The organism is Vibrio sp. (genome assembly GCF_038138445.1).
Taxonomy (GTDB): Bacteria; Pseudomonadota; Gammaproteobacteria; order Enterobacterales; family Vibrionaceae; genus Vibrio.
Map to the genome: position 1 here is coordinate 1 of NZ_JAYQDQ010000043.1, position 20965 is coordinate 20965.

The 20965-nt window shown below is 40.5% G+C and carries 18 protein-coding genes; 4 read left to right on the forward strand and 14 right to left on the reverse strand.

Annotated features, from left to right (window positions below; all coding sequences use genetic code 11):
- Positions 1-494 precede the first annotated feature (494 nt).
- On the forward strand, positions 495-827 hold the full coding sequence (locus tag AAFM34_RS12210) for a hypothetical protein (RefSeq protein WP_341663182.1): 333 nt from the start codon (positions 495-497) through the stop codon (positions 825-827).
- A gap of 13 nt (positions 828-840) precedes the next feature.
- Here the strand turns inward: AAFM34_RS12210 and AAFM34_RS12215 are convergent, their stop codons facing one another.
- Positions 841-1155 (reverse strand): hypothetical protein, encoded by a 315-nt coding sequence (locus AAFM34_RS12215; protein WP_341663184.1) that lies wholly within the window; start codon positions 1153-1155, stop codon positions 841-843.
- An 89-nt stretch (positions 1156-1244) separates the two neighbouring features.
- Positions 1245-2009, reverse strand: coding sequence for a transporter substrate-binding domain-containing protein (locus AAFM34_RS12220; RefSeq protein WP_341663186.1), 765 nt, complete (start codon positions 2007-2009; stop codon positions 1245-1247).
- Between the two features lie 590 nt (positions 2010-2599).
- Between AAFM34_RS12220 and AAFM34_RS12225 the strand changes: the two genes are divergently transcribed.
- Positions 2600-2782, forward strand: a complete 183-nt coding sequence (locus tag AAFM34_RS12225) for a hypothetical protein (RefSeq protein WP_114785727.1) — start codon at positions 2600-2602, stop codon at positions 2780-2782.
- A gap of 62 nt (positions 2783-2844) precedes the next feature.
- On the opposite strand, the gene AAFM34_RS12230 is transcribed toward AAFM34_RS12225, so the two are convergent.
- The 3 genes from AAFM34_RS12230 to matP form a co-directional block, all read right to left on the reverse strand.
- Positions 2845-3795: a hypothetical protein gene (locus AAFM34_RS12230; RefSeq protein WP_371833277.1), complete on the reverse strand. Its 951-nt coding sequence runs from the start codon at positions 3793-3795 to the stop codon at positions 2845-2847.
- 94 nt (positions 3796-3889) lie between these two features.
- On the reverse strand, positions 3890-4201 hold the full coding sequence (locus AAFM34_RS12235) for a DUF3634 family protein (RefSeq protein ID WP_341663189.1): 312 nt from the start codon (positions 4199-4201) through the stop codon (positions 3890-3892).
- Positions 4202-4211: 10 nt separating this feature from the next.
- Positions 4212-4658, reverse strand: coding sequence for a macrodomain Ter protein MatP (gene matP / locus AAFM34_RS12240; protein ID WP_341663191.1), 447 nt, complete (start codon positions 4656-4658; stop codon positions 4212-4214).
- A 169-nt stretch (positions 4659-4827) separates the two neighbouring features.
- Between matP and AAFM34_RS12245 the strand changes: the two genes are divergently transcribed.
- Positions 4828-6471, forward strand: coding sequence for a Lon protease family protein (locus AAFM34_RS12245; protein WP_341663193.1), 1644 nt, complete (start codon positions 4828-4830; stop codon positions 6469-6471).
- 91 nt (positions 6472-6562) lie between these two features.
- Entirely contained in the window at positions 6563-7081 is a 519-nt protein-coding gene (gene fabA / locus AAFM34_RS12250) for a bifunctional 3-hydroxydecanoyl-ACP dehydratase/trans-2-decenoyl-ACP isomerase (protein ID WP_114785839.1), read from the forward strand.
- A gap of 72 nt (positions 7082-7153) precedes the next feature.
- Here fabA and rmf read toward each other — a convergent pair whose 3' ends face one another.
- The 9 genes from rmf to AAFM34_RS12295 form a co-directional block, all read right to left on the reverse strand.
- Positions 7154-7327 carry a ribosome modulation factor gene (gene rmf, locus AAFM34_RS12255; RefSeq protein WP_114785731.1) on the reverse strand — a complete coding sequence of 58 codons (174 nt, stop codon included), beginning with the start codon at positions 7325-7327 and terminating at the stop codon, positions 7154-7156.
- Positions 7328-7490: 163 nt separating this feature from the next.
- Complete coding sequence (locus AAFM34_RS12260) at positions 7491-9098, reverse strand: DUF3466 family protein (RefSeq protein ID WP_341663196.1); 1608 nt, start codon at positions 9096-9098, stop codon at positions 7491-7493.
- A 6-nt stretch (positions 9099-9104) separates the two neighbouring features.
- Entirely contained in the window at positions 9105-11024 is a 1920-nt protein-coding gene (locus tag AAFM34_RS12265) for an ABC transporter ATP-binding protein (RefSeq protein ID WP_341663198.1), read from the reverse strand.
- The gene (locus AAFM34_RS12270; RefSeq protein ID WP_341663200.1) at positions 11002-11244 is read right to left on the reverse strand and encodes a glutaredoxin family protein; all 243 of its coding nucleotides are present in this window, start codon (positions 11242-11244) and stop codon (positions 11002-11004) included. Before AAFM34_RS12270 ends, AAFM34_RS12265 begins: the two co-directional genes overlap by 23 nt.
- Before the next feature lie 10 nt (positions 11245-11254).
- Complete coding sequence (gene rlmKL / locus AAFM34_RS12275; RefSeq protein ID WP_341663202.1) at positions 11255-13378, reverse strand: bifunctional 23S rRNA (guanine(2069)-N(7))-methyltransferase RlmK/23S rRNA (guanine(2445)-N(2))-methyltransferase RlmL; 2124 nt, start codon at positions 13376-13378, stop codon at positions 11255-11257.
- A 505-nt stretch (positions 13379-13883) separates the two neighbouring features.
- Positions 13884-14435 (reverse strand): cell division protein ZapC, encoded by a 552-nt coding sequence (locus AAFM34_RS12280; protein WP_341663225.1) that lies wholly within the window; start codon positions 14433-14435, stop codon positions 13884-13886.
- A gap of 179 nt (positions 14436-14614) precedes the next feature.
- Positions 14615-15625 (reverse strand): quinone-dependent dihydroorotate dehydrogenase, encoded by a 1011-nt coding sequence (gene pyrD, locus AAFM34_RS12285; protein WP_341663204.1) that lies wholly within the window; start codon positions 15623-15625, stop codon positions 14615-14617.
- Positions 15626-15708: 83 nt separating this feature from the next.
- On the reverse strand, positions 15709-20550 hold the full coding sequence (locus AAFM34_RS12290) for an NAD-glutamate dehydrogenase (protein ID WP_341663206.1): 4842 nt from the start codon (positions 20548-20550) through the stop codon (positions 15709-15711).
- A 188-nt stretch (positions 20551-20738) separates the two neighbouring features.
- Complete coding sequence (locus AAFM34_RS12295; protein WP_341663208.1) at positions 20739-20957, reverse strand: DUF2835 domain-containing protein; 219 nt, start codon at positions 20955-20957, stop codon at positions 20739-20741.
- Positions 20958-20965 lie beyond the last annotated feature (8 nt).

Consider the following 20965-nt stretch of genomic DNA (forward strand, 5'->3'; position numbering starts at 1 on the left):
AGCTCTTAAAAGATGGCTATGCACTGGCGGATTTATGAGGGGATCCCTCAGAGCTGAGCAGCTCTTAAAAGATGGCTATGCACTGGCGGATTTATGAGGGGATCCCTCAGTGCTTCGCACCCTTCTCTGCTTGCTTGAAAAAATGGATTATTTTCTTCTTTGGGCACAACAGCAAACTTGTATTGTTTGGCTCCTACTGTTTCGGTCATAACCAATGATAGAAATAAAACTGCCGTAAATTTCATCCCAAGCATGGTGTCAAGCCCCGTCATTTATTCAGATACAAATTTACATTAACTCCATAAACCTTAGCTCAAAACAAAGATATTTGGAATTAAGATCAAATTACATGTCAGGGCATTGTCATGAATGCTAGTATGTGCAATGATCGCTTTTTGATATTCAATTCTTTTGATAAAGTCCTGATATATCTCAATCCTCCGCTCTATGTGGCTGGTCTACCCATGCCCAGACGCTGTTTAAGGGAAATTTGAATGAACTTAAAAACACTTCCAAGTCGCAAAACCATAGCTTGCGAAGACCATTTAATTATTTGGATTTGGGAAAATTTTATGCGTAGCCATGGACTAGATGAAAATACTATCTTAGATAACTTAATGGCACTGGGGGATTTGCTTGTTGAAGTTAGACAAGAAAAGTCTGGATTTTTGTTGCCTAGCTCTAATCCAGAGCTTGTTTGCCAAGCCGTAAGTCAAACAGTCGCCACAGGCGAGGCTTTTTATCAAACGCACAAATATTTTGTTGAAGAAATACAAAGTATGATTAATGCTCACACCGCACCATCTCTACTTAAAACTTGGGTATAACCAACTACGTATTTTATTGTGTTGTGATTTTGTCGATATTATTCAGCGAGCAAGATTCCGTTCCAGATGGAGAGGTAACGATCATCTTTTGAAAGCCAATCACTAAGTTATGCTGAACAGTACCACTTTTATAAGTAATGATCTCTGCACTATTTATCTCACGTGCTTTGACGTCTTTTTTCCCATCAGAGGTTACGCAAACCATAGTACAGCCCCCCATTTTACACGACACATTACTGATAAATTCTATATTTGGGTTATTAGCGGCTATTGAAGAAGAAGCAATACATAGCGATAGAGTTGAACTCGCAATAACGTTGGCTTTCATGTACTTTCCTTTTTTACGTCATTCAGGTATGAAATCTTACTGCGTGAGGTTAATAGTCGCAATAGTACCGAGTTCTTAAGTAAATTAAATTATTTGGGCCCTGCTTGTTTTGTAATACTATCGCGTGATATTGCGATTTGATTCCAAATCTGCTGTGCTATTTGAGGATTAGCTTCTAGGAACTGTTCGCTTAAGACTAAAAAGTAGTCCTTTGTTTTTATCGCTGGATTAACTTGCTCAATGTTCGTAATCCCCTGGACTGACAAAAATTGCTGAGCCATAGTATCTTGCACAGCGATAACAGGTAGTCGTCTAAGTTGTAGCATACTGAATAACTGTTCTGTTGTTTTTACTTCATGAACCTTGAGCTGTTTTTTTTGCAAGTCTTTCACTATCGAATACCCAAGATGTGCGCCAATTTTATAGTCTGATTCAGCAAAGTGTTCGCCGTCCCAACTCACAGTTTGTCCTTCCAATACATAAAAGTAATAACCGATCGTTGCGATACGCTTTGTACTATCAGGCTTATCCTCGTTCATTGGGTAGCGAGCGTATTGAGCACGCTGAGTATTGTATGAAAAAATAAATCCCCCATCCACGTTGCCAGATGCAACTTCTTCTAACACTCGTTTTCCCGGTAGGCGAATATAATTAATATTAAGATTTAGAGTTTTTCCCACATGATTAAGTATATCAAGAGCCAGTCCTGGAGGTGTGGCTACATCGGTCCCGTTGCCTAACTGGAATGGATAAGATTCAATGTCGGAATACGCTAATTTTAGGGATGCAGGCCATGCCTCTAAGGGAAGAATCAAAAGCACAAACGTACATATGTTTGATAATAACCGAGTCATATGAGCTATTTTTCTTTTACAGATGCTATAAACAAAGCATAGAAAAAATTTAGCAGTGCGGTTAATACGTTTTATGGGTTCAAATAGAAGTTATTAAAAAGAGCCGGCCCTATAAGAGCCGGTCTGTTACCCGAAACAGCAAACGTAAGGCTTGGGATAGCACCCAAAGCGTGAACAAGGTAGCAAAAATTTTGTATTATGAAACCTAGAGTTCTCATGTATGTGACAAATTACAAACAATTAGTGTTCCTTATAGATAATTGAATGTATATGGGTGTCGGAGTTGTGATTTTTGTGATCTTTTGTTTGATTTAATGCTTGTAATTTGTAACTTATGATTTTTAATTACGTTGTCGATGGTTCAATAAAATCAATTATTTATGATTTAAAAGTAGCCATTAAATATAGTTTAATGGGTACACGTATACTAGTCCGTTAAAATAAATACACTTTATAATGCGGTGCGATTCTCGTGCCACTATATCTATGACAATAGTTAATCTTAGGTTTCAGTTTTAGCAGGTGATATGTACGACTTATAGCAGTATTGTTAAAAATAGGTTCACAACTCGTTGACAAGAGAGGTCGAGATGAAAGTACTAATTCAATATACTCAGACTGGAAAATATCGAGATCAAGCATGGGAAGCATACACTTTGAGAGCTAAAGGCGACTTACACGCAGTAACCCCTTCTTATGCTGCTCAACTTATAAAACAAAACAAAGCTCATCTATTTACCACTGAAGATTCAGATATCGTTATTGAATCGTGATATGCGAAAATATGGCTTAGTAATTAGCGACCGATGGAGGCCGCTAACTAGCTACAGAATTGTCACTTATGAAGCTCTATCCTTCCTGGGTGACAATCACGAATAGTTTTTAAAGCATCTGGGGGCATTTGTACATTGGCAAACCAAAACGGTTTGTGTTTCTCAACAAAAACGTGGCTGCGCTCAAGAGCATCGTAGATAGAATAAGCTTGACCTTGAGGTAAAGCGACACCATAAGGGCTTCTATCGGTAACTGGTGTATCGTCCAGATCTTCCAATAACGCATGTTTAAGATGTATGTTATTTGGACACCACTCAATGTGCTCAACAATTTTCCGTGTTAATGCTTTCTCCAAGCGCATTAAAGCCTCTGGTAACACTCCCATAGTTGGTTTAATTTCCGCACATGCATAGTACTCTTCTCGGCGATTTTCTTCGCGATAAAATTGCATGCGCTCGACAAGAGCATCCTCGAATATTAATGGAAAATTATTGACAATAGAAAATTGGCTCATTGTGCGAAGTATACCTAGTGCGATCTCTTGCTCTGGAGATTTGATCCCTGCCTCCAATAAACGTAATCGTGTAACATTAGCGGTCAAAATCATGTTTTGCCATAGCTTGGGGGCAATAAGCTTGGTTGATGGGTCATCCCACTTTAGCAAAGGTTTTACCATTAGAATAGGTAACAATAACCTGCAGTTCTCTATACCGAGCAGGCCGATAGCCATTTTTGTATCGGAGAAACTTCTTCCACTTTTGCCCATACGCTCGCAAAATTTGGGGTTACGGCACAAATCAATCAAATTATTTTTAAGTTGAGTAATGACAGTGTCACAAAATTCACATTGTCTACTCAGAGCAGAATCTACATCTGTCTGATCAAGTACATATTTTAAACTAACTAACCATTTGGCGTAGCACTCTCTTGTTAATTCAGTGATTTTTGCCGCGATCTGATTCGCTTCACTGTTATATAACTTATTGGTCTGTAAAAAACAGGTTATCTCCAGTTAAGAAGTTATATATGCAAAAGTTTAGCACAACAGAGTACTTTAAAATGCAAGTAAGTGAGTCAATTGTTATCAATCGCAAAAAATTCAAAGATCAGTGTGAGTGCCGCTTTCCTTTCGAGCGGAAGCTTTGATGTGGAAAGACGTTTCTAATTCTTTGCTGTGTAGCTTTGGGAATGTGTTTTGAAAAGACAAGTTTTGTTCCATTTCTTTGTTGATAAACTTTCAGCTCACCATCAAATGGAGTACGTTTGGCAATGTCCATCACATTGTGCCTAAATGTTGTTGGGAAATGCCCCTTCTGTTTCGATATCTGACCAGATTTAAAATTAATAAGTAACACAGGCCTGTCGACTGCGACGAGCCAAAAAATTAGTACTGCAGCAGCCAAAATCACGTATACCATATCGTCTCCCTTAATCTAGAAGTTTACTTAAATCCTCTTTTAAACTATGTACTGCTTTACTTGCTTTCTCACTTCTTGATGCTTCAGACAATAAATATTCAATGGCATCTGACAAAGTACAACCAAGTTCGTTGGCACGGCTAGATAACTTCTCCCAAACACGATAATCAAGGTCTATCGACTTTTTCTTAGTATGAATCTGCTCAGCATTAAAATGACGCTTTCGTTTCGCGCGTATCGCTTGTTTAAGTTTGTTATCTAATTCTTCAGATAGGTGCTGCTCAATCCATTTGAGCACTTTTGTTGGATCTGACTCTATCTTTTGTAATTCGTTAACGGCAGCATTAGCTTCACTGGTATCAATATGGCGAGTTATTGACTCCCCGTTTTTCCATTTACTGATCAAATAGTTCCACTTCCAGCCACATTCTAAGTTTTCAAGTTGTTGATATTTCATGGTTAGGTCTAGTTCCACTTCAACTATAGTTACAGCGTAACCCAGCTTGATAGGAGTTACAATATCAATTATAGAATTAATCGACGAAGATCATCAGATAAATTTGCAGTGTAATTTTTAGCGGATTTTTATATAATTTGGAACCTTAACAAGTAGATGAATAGCACAGATGAATCAAGAAAGCTGGCAAGCAGTCACCCCTCAATATACAGAGTTTGATGAAGTCATATCCAATTTTGAAAGTTTACCCGAAGTTAGCTTCTTAGATATACAGCCACGTCTTAAACAAGCCCTCTCAACAATCGCGTTTACACAAGGTTTTAACCGTATTCTGGTTGTCAACTCTCCAGACAACGCTTTTTATCGCTCCAGCATTCAACGTGGTCTACTCAGTTTGGTTGATAAGCCTGTCGTTGTAACAGAAGGTATCTGTATAAATGACTTGTTAGGTACGTATTCATGTAACGAAGCCGGTGAAATTACAGGACAAGCTAAAGGGTTGATAGAGCAAGCGCAGGACGGGTTTCTGATAGTGCCAGCCAATCTGCTACTTGCAAACCCTAGTAGTTGGCCGATTTTCAAATCTATTTTTCTGGGCCAGACTTTTAGCCCAATTTCTACCACACCTAAACACATAGCCAACCAAGTCCCTGTGCACTCTTGGTCATTAAAACTAATCGTCGTAGGCAATCGCGACCAAATCGCTGATTTGGATTTCTTAGATGAAGATCTTTATCGTGGCATCGCTAATTATACAGAAATAGAACATGACATAGCGGTGACCGAGCAATCCATAAAGCAGTACTTGGGCTATTTATCATCCTTGGTTAAAGAGTTTAAACTACCCTCGCTGTCTTTTGATGCGATACACAGATTAATGGTTGCAGGCGCTCGATATAGCGAAGACCAGCGTTATATGCCGATAGAGCCATTGTGGTATTTATCGATTTTTCAAGAAGCATGTTTACATACAGATGGTGGCGTCATTGATGAGAAGGCGGTAGATAAAGCACTTGAAGCTAAGTATCAACGCGAATCATATCTACCAGAAAGAGCACTCTCTGATATTTTAGATGGACAAGTGATCATTGAAACTCAGGGTGAATGCATTGGCCAGGTCAATGGACTTACTGTTATAGATGTATCAGGCCACCCTTTATCATATGGAGAGCCAGCTCGAATATCCTGTGTAATACATTTTGGTGATGGAGACATCTCTGATGTTGAGCGCAAAGCTGAACTTGGAGGAAACCTTCATGCTAAAGGCATGATGATAATGCAGGCTTTTGTCTCAAGCGCTTTAAAACTTGAAGAGCCACTTCCCTACTCAGCGTCTGTAGTTTTTGAACAGTCATACTGTGAAGTTGATGGCGATAGTGCAACATTGGCAGAGTTATGTTCCTTTGTAAGCGCACTTTCTGAGTACCCCATCAATCAGCAGATCGCTGTGACCGGAGCGGTTGACCAATTTGGTCGTGTTCAAGCTGTGGGTGGTCTGAATGAAAAAATTGAAGGCTTTTACCGAGTTTGTAAGCATCAAGGTTTTACAGGTAAACAAGGTGTTATTATTCCGCAAACTAATTTGAAACACCTCGCATTAAATAAAGAAGTTGTTGCTAGTATAAAAAGTAATGAGTTTCATATCTGGTCAGTAGAGACTGTAGATGAGACGATACCAATTATTATGGGTAAACCTTTTCGTGGTGATGATGAATCTAGCGTTATTCATAAGATAGCTCAACGAATAGAAACCTATGAAAAACATGAACATCCACTAGGAATTGTGGAACGCATCAAAAACTGGTTCGTTTAGAACAAACATTGTTCAAATCGAGACTGATCGGAGTTGTTTAGCGTACACCTGTTCACTAAGATGCTGCTATCAAAATTTGGAGTGATTGATGATGCAAAACAAACGTGATTCTTATAACCGTGATGACCTACTAGCCTCTAGCCAAGGTGAACTTTTTGGCCCAGGCTACCCACAGTTACCAGCACCTAATATGCTGATGATGGACCGCGTAACTAAAATGTCTGAAACTGAGGGTGATTTCGGTAAAGGCTTAATTCTGGCAGAGCTTGATATTACTCCAGACCTTTGGTTCTTTGATTGTCACTTTCCGGGTGACCCTGTAATGCCAGGCTGCTTGGGTTTGGATGCGATGTGGCAATTGGTTGGTTTCTTCTTGGGATGGGTTGGCGGAAAAGGTAAAGGTCGAGCTCTAGGTGTCGGCGAAGTTAAATTTACTGGGCAAATTCTACCAACAGCAAAGAAAGTTACCTACGAAATTCATATGAAAAGAGTCGTCAACCGCAAATTAGTGATGGGTCTAGCCGATGGACGTGTTCTGGTTGACGGAAAAGAAATATATGTCGCTAAAGACCTCAAGGTTGGACTGTTCCAAGATACCTCTTCTTTCTAAAAGATCATTTAAGTTAAGAACAATAAAAGCCCCAATAATTGGGGCTTTATTTCGTATGTGGATTGTGTAATTTTATTTGTAGAGGCCAGAGTGTCTATCTTCTCTGGCATCGCGCCAACCACCAAGCCAATGAGAGCGAGCATCCATCTGCTGGTAAGGACATGAGTCCGTAGAGCGGCCATTTAGACCTGCTTTATACCCTTGTGATTGAGCTCTCTCCATGCGGTCACGCTTTTGTCTCTTCATAGTGTCGTCCTCATACATATCATTTTTCTAACGTACTACTATTAATTTTTTGTGGAGCTTTTATTACTCCACACTTAAGGATCGTTCAAATTTTCATCTTTCTCAAGGTATAAAAAAGCACAGATCCAAAAACTTGAACCTGTGCCTAATATAGAAATTTTATTTATTTTCTACGGAACCCGAGTAAGCCAATGACTACTAAAGCAAACCAGCCTAATGAGGCACCTTGACGCTCTATTGAGACAGGCTCTAAACCTCTCTCTTGGATATTTGAAGCCGTTGAGTTTTCAATAGGAACTAACTTAACTGCGACAATTTTCTCAGCTCCTTGTGTAAGGCCATTACACGTAGAATCTAGGTAAAGCGTGTCGTAGCCGCCCTCACAATAGTATGCTGTACCAGAGATTACACCGGCATCATTAATATCAGTCGCGTCAATGACTCTGAACTGGTTGTTGGTGGAATTAGTGTTTGCATCATTAACTAGATCGTCAAGATACCAAGCTCTTCCATTCAAAGGTGCTTTCGTATTTGAGGAATTTAAAGGCGCAATAAAGCCTCTCTGGCCTCTCTGTTTGCCATCCACTTCATCATGTGTTTGGTAGTCGATTGCACCTACAACTTCGTCGTTATTATTAATCGCCCCCGCTTTTCCGTTGGCACCAGAGAAAAATATAGGGCCCGAAAACTCTTTGAAACTACCGTTAGGGTTTTCTGGATTAGTAATGTAGAACAGACTATTTGCGAACGAGCCATTAATTGCTGTTGCATATTTGGCTTCACCAATAGCATAACCATTGTTATTGATTGAGGTCAGAAGTGAGTTTAAATAACTGGTAGATGAATATCTGCTGATGATTGATGATGTGGCAGTTAAGGTAGTTCTGTCTACATCAAATACGCTAGCAACGGGTCTTTCTTCTGAATCTGAATTGTACCCTACAGCGTAAGTTTTGCTTCCCACAATCGCAACATCTCTTGCGCTACCATGAGGGGTTCTTCGGTCATTCACCGCTGCATTTGCTTGCCAAGCTACTGTCTCAGCGCTAGTCCCATTATCTCTCCAGATAGCAGCGTGAGAAGTATAATCGTTTGGATTAGTCGATTGCTTAGTTACACTGCCTACAAGTATGTCGTTTGATCCACTAGATGTTTTTGCCCAAACTTTATTTTGGTCATAGGTGACACTTGATGCAATCAGTGTGGGTGATACACCGCCTGAGTAAGCAACTGTCCTTTTTCTTAACTCGTCTCCATAGAAAGTACCAATAACATCGTTACTAGCAGTGAAATTATTGACAATGACGTTAGAATTACCGCTTTCTACTTGATTAGCAGAACTTTCTATATAGGCAAACGAAGTATTGCTACCCTCTTGCTCATAGCCTAGGTTATATTGTTCTTTAGTCCACCTAGAACAAGTGCTTTTATTATAGCGCAAAAAGCTATCACAATAGCTGCGGAAGCCACTCTCGCCTTCTTCCAATAGCTGATAACCTAATGTGTAACGAAATGGCACTTCATCGCGGTACGCGAAGCCTTCATTGTACAACTTTTCTTCAAACGCAATTTCATAATCAGTCTGAGAACAAGTTGTGCCGCTCCAACAGTTTGCAGCCCCTGATTCAGGTTTAATAGCGACACCATAAGTTTTCGCACTAGGATTTACCACTGGCTGATAGCCGTAAATGTTATAAATAGCAGCATTGACGGAAAAAGAGCCCATCAGGGCCAGAGTAACGGATGACAGCTTAAAAATAGTCTTGCTCATTTGGTATTAACTTTCCTGTTGCATTGCTTCTAACGCTTCCCAACGCTCAAAAGCAATTTCAAGCTCCTGCTCTAAAGCAGCAAGCGAATCTAAAATAGGTTGTGTTTCATCAATTGGCTTTGAGAAAAACTCTGGAGAATTTACTTTCTCTTGGGTTAACTCTATGTCAGCCTCTAGCTGTACCAATTTTGCTGGTAGTTCTTCAAGTTCGCGCTGAAGTTTATAAGATAACTTCTTAGGCTTACTTGATATTGGTTTTGTTTTAGCAGATTGATCTTGGTTTGTTTTAGTAGGAGCTGATATTTCCGCGCTGTTGCGTACCTTACGGCTTTGCTCTCGTTGCTGCTGTGCGTCATGATAACCACCTACAAACTCTTCTATCTTTCCCTCATCTTCAAAAATCCAGCTGGTCATTACTGTGTTATCCACAAATTGACGATCATGGCTAACCAAAAGTAAAGTACCCTGATAATTGGCAAGTAAATCTTCTAAAAGTTCCAATGTTTCAATATCGAGATCGTTGGTTGGCTCATCTAATATTAGTAAATTATTGGGTTTCAATAAGATACGAGCAAGCAGTAGGCGATTTTTTTCACCCCCAGATAAAGCTTTAACAGGAGTTCTTGCTCTCTTTGGTGCAAAAAGGAAATCTTGAAGATAGCTCAATGCATGTCGCTGACGTCCGCCAACCATTACTTCTTGTTTACCATCAGCCAAATTATCGATGACAGATTTTTCGGGATCTAATACTTCTCTATATTGATCAAAATAGGCAACTTCTAATTTTGTACCGCAGTGCAACCTACCAGCGGCAGGTTTTAAATTCCCTAACAAAAGTTTGAGTAAGGTACTTTTACCACAACCGTTTGGACCAATAAGTGCGATACGGTCGCCACGCATGATATTGAAGGAAAAATTGTTAACAATCGATTTCCCATCAATATCAAAGCAAAGCTTTTCAGCCTCGAAAACAATCTTGCCAGAACGAGATGCATCATCTATTTGGATTTGCGCTTTACCCTGAACATCTCGACGATCTTTACGCTCTTCGCGAAGCTTTTTGAGCGCCCTCACCCTACCTTCATTTCGAGTCCTACGTGCTTTGATACCTTGTCGAATCCAAACTTCTTCTTGTGCAAGCTTTTTATCAAATTCTGCATTTTGCATCTCTTCTACGCGTAGCATTTCTTCTTTTTCAACAAGGTAATTGTCATAATCACCAGGAAATGACGCTAGTTGCCCACGGTCTAGATCGACGATTCGTGTTGCCATAGATTTAATAAAAGCGCGGTCATGTGAAATAAAGATAATAGAACCACGAAAATCTTTAAGAAATGTCTCAAGCCACTCAATTGTCGTTACATCAAGGTGGTTAGTCGGCTCATCTAGTAGTAACACATCTGGGTCACAAACCAAAGCCCTTGCTAGTGCAGCCTTACGCTGCCAGCCACCTGACAAATCAGTCAAGTTAACATGACCGTCTAGCTGAAGAGCGCCTAGTACGTTTTTGATTCGGTCTTCAAAACGCCAAGCTCCCGAGTGTTCCAGTTGCTCTTGTACCCGAGAAAGTTTATTAATGTTTTGATCTGTCGGCTCATTGGCCACTAGATCGAGGAGATCTTGATAGATCTTAAGCTGTTCTCCTGCCTCTGATAATCCACCTGCTACATAATCAAAAACCGTACTTTCTTGATTACGCGGTGGATCTTGTTCTAAACGGGAAACAGTGACATCTTGTGTAATCGTCAGTTTACCATCGTCAAGAGTGACTTCTCCGGCCAATACTTTCATTAAAGTCGACTTTCCTGCCCCGTTTCGGCCTACTAAACACACACGCTCATTTTCTTGAAGTGAAAAATCTGCTTTATCAAGTAGAGGGTGATCGCCGTAAGCTATTAGCCCATTATTTATGGTAAGTAATGCCATTATTCTCTAACCATAGTTGTAGTTGTTGTATGTCGAACGGCCACTTAATCTCTCTACCATCAATACTTAGCACTGGTATTGTGACGCCGTAACGTGAAAATAACTCTTCATTATCCGCAATATCGATAGTACTAATCAATTGATCGATCCCTACTTGCTGGCAGAGAGCAAATGCCAGTTCACAAAGGTGACAGCCTTGTGTGCTGTATAAGATAATCATTGAAGTCCCGTTAATCACTGTGCGAAATTACCCAGCAGTTATGGATATGCTTATTGCGAGCAAAGTCAAGCGGCAAAGTTTGTGAAGAAATATTCTTTGCTTCAAGCCTTAGCTCTCTTATTGCGTCAATATCCATTTTAAACTGACGTTTGTTGTTAGAAAAAATGATCATTCCTTCTGGACGTAAGAGTCGCTTGAGGTTTGTCATTAGCTGAATATGATCGCGCTGAACATCGAACGTTTGCTGCATTCGTTTAGAGTTTGAAAATGTCGGAGGATCAATAAAAATCAAATCAAACTGAGCACTTGAATTCTCTAGCCACTGTAAACAATCAGCCTGTTCATATTTATGCTGGCGACCTACTTGGCCATTCAATCGCATGTTCTCCTGAGCCCACTCTAAGTATGTGTTCGACATGTCTACCGTTGTTGTAGACTTAGCCCCGCCGCAAGCGGCATGTACAGTCGCTGAACCGGTATAGGCAAACAAATTTAGAAAATCTTTATTCGCCGCCCATTGGCCAATTTTTCTACGAGTTAACTTGTGATCAAGGAATAAACCTGTATCTAGATAGTCGTGCAAATTGACAATCAGATTCACTCCATATTCAAAAACATTCATGGTCTGTGATTGTTGAGATAGCTTTTGGTACTGGGAGCGTCCTTTCTGCTTTTCTCTTACTTTTAAAATGACCTTATTTGCCTGAGTGCCAGTCACTTGAATTGAAGATCGTATAATGTCAGTCAATCGACGCTTTGCTTTATCTTCAGGAATATTTTTAGGTGCTGCATACTCTTGTATAACCAGATGATCTAGATATACATCAATAGCGACATTGTACTCAGGGAGGTCTGCATCATAAATTCGGTAGCAATCCAATTGCTCTTTTTTGGCCCATTTCGAAATCTTGCCAATATTTTTTTTCAAGCGATTGGCAAAATCAGGAGCAATAACTGCATCAGTTACAACGTCACTATTTGTGGTTCGCTCTTTGTCAGAAATCTGATAAGTCTTTTGCTGACAAGGTAACGATCCATTATTTAGTTTGTATTGTTTGTCTGCTCTCATACGCAAACAGCTAAGCAGTTCGTCAGAACTAGAAAAAATTGAAGCGCTGCAACCTTTAAACTCTGATTTAAGTTGATTGCCGAAAGCGGTATAAAGCGCAATCAAGCCAGGGTGAGTACCGAGCCTTTCGCCATAAGGAGGGTTTGAAACAATCGCACCTGAACTGAAATCCATTGGTCGCTTAAGTTCTGCCGCATCTTGCACCTCGAAACAAATGAGAGACTCAACACCTGCCCTGCGTGCATTGTCTTTGGCCGTTTGGATTATACGCGGGTCATTATCATAGCCATAAACTTTAGCGTCAAACTTATTGACACCCTTTCGCGCTTGAACGGACGCTTCTGTTTTTACTTGCATCCAAACGTCTGGCTCAAAATCTTCCAACACTTCAAAGCTGAACTTCTCACGCTTAATTCCCGGCGCTATATTTGCTGCCATCATAGCTGCTTCAATGACAATTGTTCCGGAGCCACACATCGGATCCAACAGCGGGGTTTTCATATCCCAACCAGAACGCAAAATAATCGCTGACGCAAGCGTTTCTCTTAAAGGCGCCTTACCTGATTCAGTTCGATATCCTCTTTGGTGAAGACCGCCACCAACCATATCTATTCCAAGCAGTGCTTTATCTTTATGAAGGCGCAAATGAACCCTGAGATCTGGTCGTTCTTTACTGATCGACGGTCTAGGTAGGTCTTTTTTACCAAACATATCAACTATCGCATCTTTTACTTTCATCGCACCATACTGGCTATTACGAATCTCCTGGTTGGTTCCTTTAAAGTCAACGATAAACTTGTTTGAACTATTGAATTGTTTGACCCAATTGACTGCTGAACTTGCGAGGTACAAATCCATATCGTCATTACAGGTAAATTCTGAGAGTACGCGAACAAAACGAGAAGCTAAACGGCTCCATAAACAGCAGCGATAAATTTGTTCGTTAGAAGCTTTAAACTTCACTCCAGCTTGGACTGGCTTAGCGTTCTCTATGCCTAGCCTACTTAATTCTTCAACCAACAAGTTTTCTAGTCCGTTGGACGTAACCGCAAGATATTGATGCATAGTGTTCTTAGATAAATGATAACTAACGAACGATTATACCTGCATAGCGCTTATATGGTTAGCCAATTCCGTCCAAATATTATAGTGAAAGCTCTGATCGCGTGAAACTTGCTCATAAACTTTCCACATATTCTGTGCGTTTAGTTAAATTCGATTGTATTACACCACACAAACCTAAAAGCAAAGCAGGGTTTGTAATTTGCTTTCAACTACGATTTTCTGCTCCTCGGCTTGTTACGCAAAAATAGTCTTCATAGCGATAGCGAATACTTATTCAATGTTGTTTTGGTATATGCCAGATTAAATTTCCACTGTAAGTTAACAACTAAATTGCTCTAATTGAGGAATTATTTAGGTTTTTTGAGCGAAAAACGAAACTGATGAAAGGATTTTTGTTAACAAAATTGGTGATTATTTTAAGTACAAGTCACCGAAATTGTGATCTTGAATTAAAAAAATGTCGGCAATAAGCCGACCAGAAGTAGAACAAAAAGGAATGAAAAAGTTAACTTACTAGAGCGATAGAGTGTATAGCCTGAGATAGAATATGGTTTGCAGCTGACATTCGATCGTGCATCACTTTAATTGCTTGACCAAATTTTAGTGACTTCATACCGTCTAAGGCAAAGTTATTCTGGCAAACTAGCGCGCATAGGCTTGCACTATCCCCTACTTCCAAAACGATAAAGTACCCTTCACTATGAGAGTTTGATAGCTTTACAAAATCACCTTCTTCAGGTGTATAACCGCAATCGGTTACTGAATTGAAAAACCAACTTTTCGGTTGAACAGGCTTATGAAAACGTTTGGCAGCAACACAATATAGAGCGAGTTCTGCTTGTCTAGGCTCAGAAAGGTTAAGAAGAGAAATTTGTTCTTTATATGTTTGAAAAGCTGACGCATCATCAACTGAGAATTCATTAATACCAATTGCACAGTCCACGACCAATTTTTTTGATAGATTTGTTCTGAATATAATGTCGTCGCCTAAGTCGAGCATTAGGTGCTGCTCCGCATCATCATAGTACCAAGTCCACTTATCGCTCGGTTTAAGCATCATACTCATCTCGTGTAAAATTCAATCTTCTTAAGTACGCTGTCGCCTACTCAAAGTACTGCTGATCAAATTTTATGTACTATCTATTGAAAAAAAAGAGGAAATGATATGTCATTTCCTCTTTATAAAATGAGTTACAGCTTCTTAATTCATCAAGTGACAGCGTCACATTATGTCTTTTATAAATTTTTCACTATGTCACGCACAAGCGCTGGGCCATGGTAGATAAATCCGGAATACACTTGAACTAATTGTGCTCCGGCCATCATTTTTTCTTTCGCAGCAACATACGAATCCACACCACCTACTCCAATCACGGGGATTTGATCCTTTAGCTTCTGGTGTAAAAGGCGAACAACTTCTGTACTTCTTAATTGGACAGGACGCCCACTTAGCCCCCCTACCTCATTAGCATGTTTCATCCCTTCGACAATACTCCGATCAAGTGTAGTATTAGTTGCGATAACACCATCAATATTATTTTTGATTAGAGAGTCACATATCTGCGTTACTTCCTCGTCACTCAAATCAGGTGCAATTTTAAGTGCCAATGGAACATATTTGTTATGCTTTTCCGCAAGTTGAGACTGTTTTTGTTTTAGTTCGGATAGAAGATCATCCAATGCTTCACCATATTGAAGTGAACGTAACCCTGGAGTGTTTGGAGAAGATATATTAACAGCGATGTATCCTGCATACTGGTATACCTTTTCCATACAAATTAGGTAATCCTCAGCCCCCTTCTCAATTGGTGTGTCTTTATTTTTTCCTATGTTAATCCCAAGGACGCAGCTAAAGTTTGCTTTCTTCACATTCTCAATCAGATTATCGACTCCTTGGTTATTAAAACCCATTCGATTGATAATTCCTTCTGCTTCAACTAAGCGAAAAAGGCGTGGCTTATCGTTACCTGATTGAGGTCTAGGTGTGACAGTACCAACTTCAACAAATCCAAACCCCATAGCATCAAAAGCTTCTATGCACTCACCGTCCTTATCTAAGCCAGCTGCAAGGCCCACGGGATTGCGAAATGAAATACCCATACATTCGACTGGACGGTCGGGTAATTGTTGACGATAAAATAAATCGAGAGGTGTTCCTGTAAAACGTTTGAAGTTTTCGATTGCGAGATCATGTGCCTTTTCGGCATCAAGTTGAAAAAAGCCAGCTCTGGCTAGACGGTAAAGCATTGTGCCTCCGATAGAAAAAAGCCCCGTACAAACGGGGCTATATTATTTACTGTTTTACCGGATAATTCAACGAAATATGCTTGTTACTCGTTGGCTGCGCAATTTAAGTTAAGAAGCATAAGCTCTCGCAATGCAACTGAGAACTTAGCAAACTCATGTACTGAGCCTACTTTGAATTCGTTTAGAATGTTTTCCCACCTATGTAACGATACCTCATTGCTCGAAATCCAGTCATCAAGTGATTTCATTACATCTATGTCTTTCGGAGAGCAATGACAGCTTAGAACTTGCCCCGTGAGTTGTCTTTGCTGCCAATCTAGATCTTCTCTAAAAGCTGCTCGTGCAAGTGCCTGCCAATTATTGTCGACAGCTTGAGCATTGATTTGATTTAAGAACCAATGCAATGAAAGCCTATCACCTAAATTGAAGTAAAGCTGAGCAACTTGTTCAACTGAAATGCCTGTCTCTCGAGCAACCGTAGAGATATCAAAGACTGAATATAAGCTAGACAAACGAGATACATAAATAGCGATATCAGGTGTAATACCTTGATCAATCCAAGATTGTGCCATTTGTTTGTGTTCTTCAACTTCAGCGGGTACGAGAATTTCATCTAACTTAGCGTTGATAGTTTCTACATCACCTTGATACAACTCAACTAGCGCTTTAACACACTGGCGTCCCGTTCTGTTGCGCAATACCCAACGAGACAGTCGTCTCATTGTTCTTCGCACATAGAACATCATATCGTACTGAGCATCGGTTGAGGCCTTATTATCAAGCGCACGCAATGATGTTAGCACCTTATCTAAACCAAAAATTTCACGACAAGCCGCATAAGCATTGGCAATGTCAACAATATGCGCTCCCGTTTCTTCTTGCATACGTGTTACATAGTTACAACCCATTTCATTAACCATCTGATTGGCAAGCGCTGTCGCGATGATTTCGGCTCTCAATGGATGGTTATCCATTTGCTTAATGTAGTTACGGCGTAACTCTGTTGGGAAGTAATTGACTAACTGTTGAGCATGATAATCATCATTAGCGATATCATCGTGGACTAAGTCTTCTTTTAGCACCATCTTTCCGTAGGCAACAAGGACTGCAAGTTCTGGACGAGTAAGCGCTTGGCCTAACTTCTCTCTCTCTAAGAGAGTTTCATCATCAGGAATATATTCTAACGCCCGATCCAGATGGCCTGCTTTCTCCATATCATGAATAAAGCGGATCTGCTCTTTTACAAGACCTGTACCACGCTGTTCTGTTACTGATATTGACTCAGATTGGCAATAGGCATCATCCAAAACGATTTCACCCACTTCGTCTTCCATCGATTCTAGGATCTTGTTGCGCTGTTTCACCGTCAGGTCACCATTAGCTACAAGTCCGTTGAGGAAGATTTTAATGTTGACTTCATTGTCTGAGCAATCCACCCCACCCACGTTATCAACAAAATCGGTGTTTACCCGCCCACCTGTGAGCGCGTATTCAACCCGACCAAGTTGGGTCATACCCAAGTTACCGCCTTCACCGACAACTTTGGCTCTTAGATCTCTACCATCAATACGTAGAACATCGTTAGCACGATCGCCAACATCTGTATGGGTTTCACTCGCCGACTTGACATAAGTACCGATACCACCATTCCAAAGTAGATCTACTTCCATTTTCAGAAGCTTCTTGATTAGGTCATTTGGTGGCAACGACGTTTTCTTAGTTCCAATCATTTTCTGAATTTCAGGCGTAAGGGTAATTGACTTAGCCCGACGAGAGAAAATCCCCCCACCTTTTGAAATAAGCTTGGAGTTATAATCTTCCCAGCTAGAACGAGGTAACTTAAATAAACGATCTCTTTCTTTCCAGCTTTTGGCTGAATCAGGATTTGGGTCGATAAATATGTGTAGGTGGTTAAACGCAGCTTGTAAACGGATATGTTTCGACAACAACATGCCGTTACCGAACACATCACCAGCCATATCACCAACACCAATTGCAGTGAAATCCGTAGATTGGCAGTCAATACCCATTTCTCTGAAATGACGTTTTACCGACTCCCAGCCACCTTTGGCTGTAATACCCATAGCTTTGTGGTCATATCCATTAGAGCCACCTGATGCAAAAGCATCACCAAGCCAGAAGTTATATTCTTCAGATACTGAGTTTGCTAAATCAGAGAAAGTAGCAGTACCTTTATCTGCCGCTACCACTAGATATGGGTCGTCTTCATCATGACGAACAACGTTCTTCGGCGGAATAACGTCACCTTCAATAATGTTATCAGAGACATCCAACAGTGCTCGAATGAAACGCTTATAACAACGTTGACCTTCAGCAAAAATCTCATCTCTACCACTAAGATTGTGTTGGCGTTTACAGACAAATCCACCCTTTGCCCCAACAGGAACAATGACCGTATTTTTAACCTGTTGTGCCTTAACTAGCCCGAGGATTTCAGTACGGAAATCTTCTTGGCGGTCTGACCATCTCAAACCACCGCGAGCCACCTTACCACCTCTCAAGTGAACACCCTCAATATCTGGTGCATAAACAAATATTTCAAAGGCAGGAACGGGTTGTGGAATCTCTGGTATATCGCTTGGCTTCATTTTCAATGAAAGCCACGGTTTTGATTGTTTGTTAGCATCAACTTGATAGTAGTTGGTTCGTAAAGTTGCAGTGATCATCTCCATATAACGGCGAATGATACGATCGTCATCCAAGCTTTCAACATGATCAAGTTGCTCTGTCATCGAATTGATCAGTTCTGTTTGCCCTTTCTGACTACCTTTATATTTAGGATCAAAACGTTTGGTGAATAACGCAACTAAGCCTCGTGCTAGTTCAGGATAATGGCTGAGCGTTTCTTCAATATAGTGTTGACTAAATGGGAAGCCTACTTGGCGCATATACCTAGCATAAGCGCGAAGAATAGAAATCTCTCTTCCCGTCAGTGAGGCCCCTAATACAAGCCTATTGAAGCCATCACTTTCAAGATCTCCGGCCCAAATAGCCGCGAACGCTTGTTGGAAACGATCTCTTGCTTCACGCAGATCGACGGTTTTTTCGCTCTTGTGAAGCATCGAAAAGTCAAGAATCCAGTATATGTGGCCATCAGCCTTACGTACTTCATAAGGAGATTCGCCTATCACGCGTAATCCAAGGTTTTCAAGCATCGGCATCACGTCTGAGAGATGTATCGGCTCATCACGATGATATAGTTTCAGTCGCACTGATTTTGAATCTGAAGCCAATTCTTGTGGACGGTAGAACAGCATACCTAAGCGGTTCTCATCACTCAGTGCTTCAATACGTTCGATGTCTGCCACAGCAGATCCTGGCATAACGTCTTCTTTATATGAACGAGGAAATGCGTGCAAATACTCTTTTGCAAGAGGAAGGCCTTTGCTTTCACCAAAGTTTGCCACGATAGCGTCAGAAAGACGATCATCCCAAGTTGAAGATGCTTCCATTAGGTTTTGCTCAATCATTTTCACGTCGACATCCATGTTGTTGTTGTCAACACGGACAATGTAGTGTGTCCTAGCCAATGGGCTTTCGGAGAAATAGGTGGTGAATTCAACTTCGTTATCACAGCCGAAATACTGTTTAAGGATCTGCTGTGTTTGACGTCTAAGTTCAGTGTTGTAACGATCTTTGGTGACATAAACCATACAGCTGAAGAAGCGACCAAACGGGTCTTTGCGTATGAAGAGTCGTAGCATGTCACGGTCTTGCATTTGCACAACCCCCATGCCAACTTCTAATAAATCATCTTCATGAGCCTGAAGTAGTTCATCACGCGGGTAGTTTTCTAAGATATTGTGCAGAGCTTTAAATGCATAAGAGCCTTCGCGATACCCGCTCGAAGCAAGTATGCGTTCAACTTTTTCTCTGATGAGAGGGATACTTTCAACACTCTGGTTATATACGGCTGACGTATAAAGCCCTGTAAATCTGTGTTCTCCGATTACCCTTCCATTTTTGTCGAATTTCTTAATACCAATATAATCGGTATAAGCAGGCCGGTGGATGCGAGACGGAGTATTACCTTTTGTCATAATTAACAAAAATGGCTTTTTAGCTTCAAGTCGCGCAGAGTCTGGGAAGTCTGAAAGTTTAACGCTACGTACACGTTCAGTGTTGGCGAATAGCCCCAACCCTTTATCTGCCGTAGGTCTTAATTCTGTATCACCGTCTACATTGACCAAGTCATACTCTTTGTAGCCCATGAATGTAAAATTGTGATCACCTAACCAACGAAGGAACTTGACTGTCTCTTCGTAACGATCGCGCTCAATCTTGACATAATCTTTATTGGCTTCAACCTGGTTTGTCACCTCTTCGAGCTTTTCAACCAAGAGTAACCAATCATGAACCACAAGTGAAGTATCTGTAATAATTTTTTCTAACTCTACCTTAAGAGAAGCCATGGTCTCTTTTGAGCTTAACCGATCGACTTCCATATGGAATAAGGACTGAAGAGTACCTTTACCTTGGTTTATCGCAGCAATGTCTCCTGATTTGTTTCTCTCGATCTGTGTTGGACCATGGAGCATCAGGTGAGAAGCCAAATCTAATCGGCTCAATGCCATTTTCACAGAATCTACTAAGAAAGGAGTGTCTGGCACAACGATTTCTACAATAGTGTGGGTGGATTGCCATCCTTGACGACTCACAGTTGGATTAAACACTCGTACAGAGACTTCGTCGGCTTTCTTTTCATTTATATGATGCCAAAGGCTAATAATTGCACCATAAAGATCAGATTCATTCCTTTCGACAAGGTCGTCATGAGAAATATTGCTAAATAAATGCTGAGCAAGTTGAGTGACAAGGGGTTGATGAGCAAGCTCGAGTTTGTCTTGAATCAGTTTGTAAACCTTTTCAAGCAGAACCGGCATCAAAGTTTCACGCGCGGTCATAATCACACTCCACAATTAGAATTTTATATATTTTTGAGGGCTGTTGTAAGCATAGTGCTTAACACGGGTAATGCCGCTTTATTGTAAAAGCTTTATTGATAAATGGTTAATTCTTTTAGGAGTGGTAGGAGGTGAAATGTTTGATAATGTGACTGAGGTTCTATTTAAAGTCTTACAGAATCAATTGTTCACAGCATTTCTAACTTTATAAACTTATTGTTTTGGTCAGTTGTCAGGCGAAAACGTCCATTCAGACCTATTTGACTAAGAAATGGACGGAATTTAGTTGCAGGCAATTGCAACCGCAAACCTTGGTCTGTTGTGACAAGAACGTTGCTTGCGATACCACTATAATGCGCTAAAAAGGCTTGATAAGAAATGTTTAGTGAAAAATAGTATTGGTTCATTCTTGTTC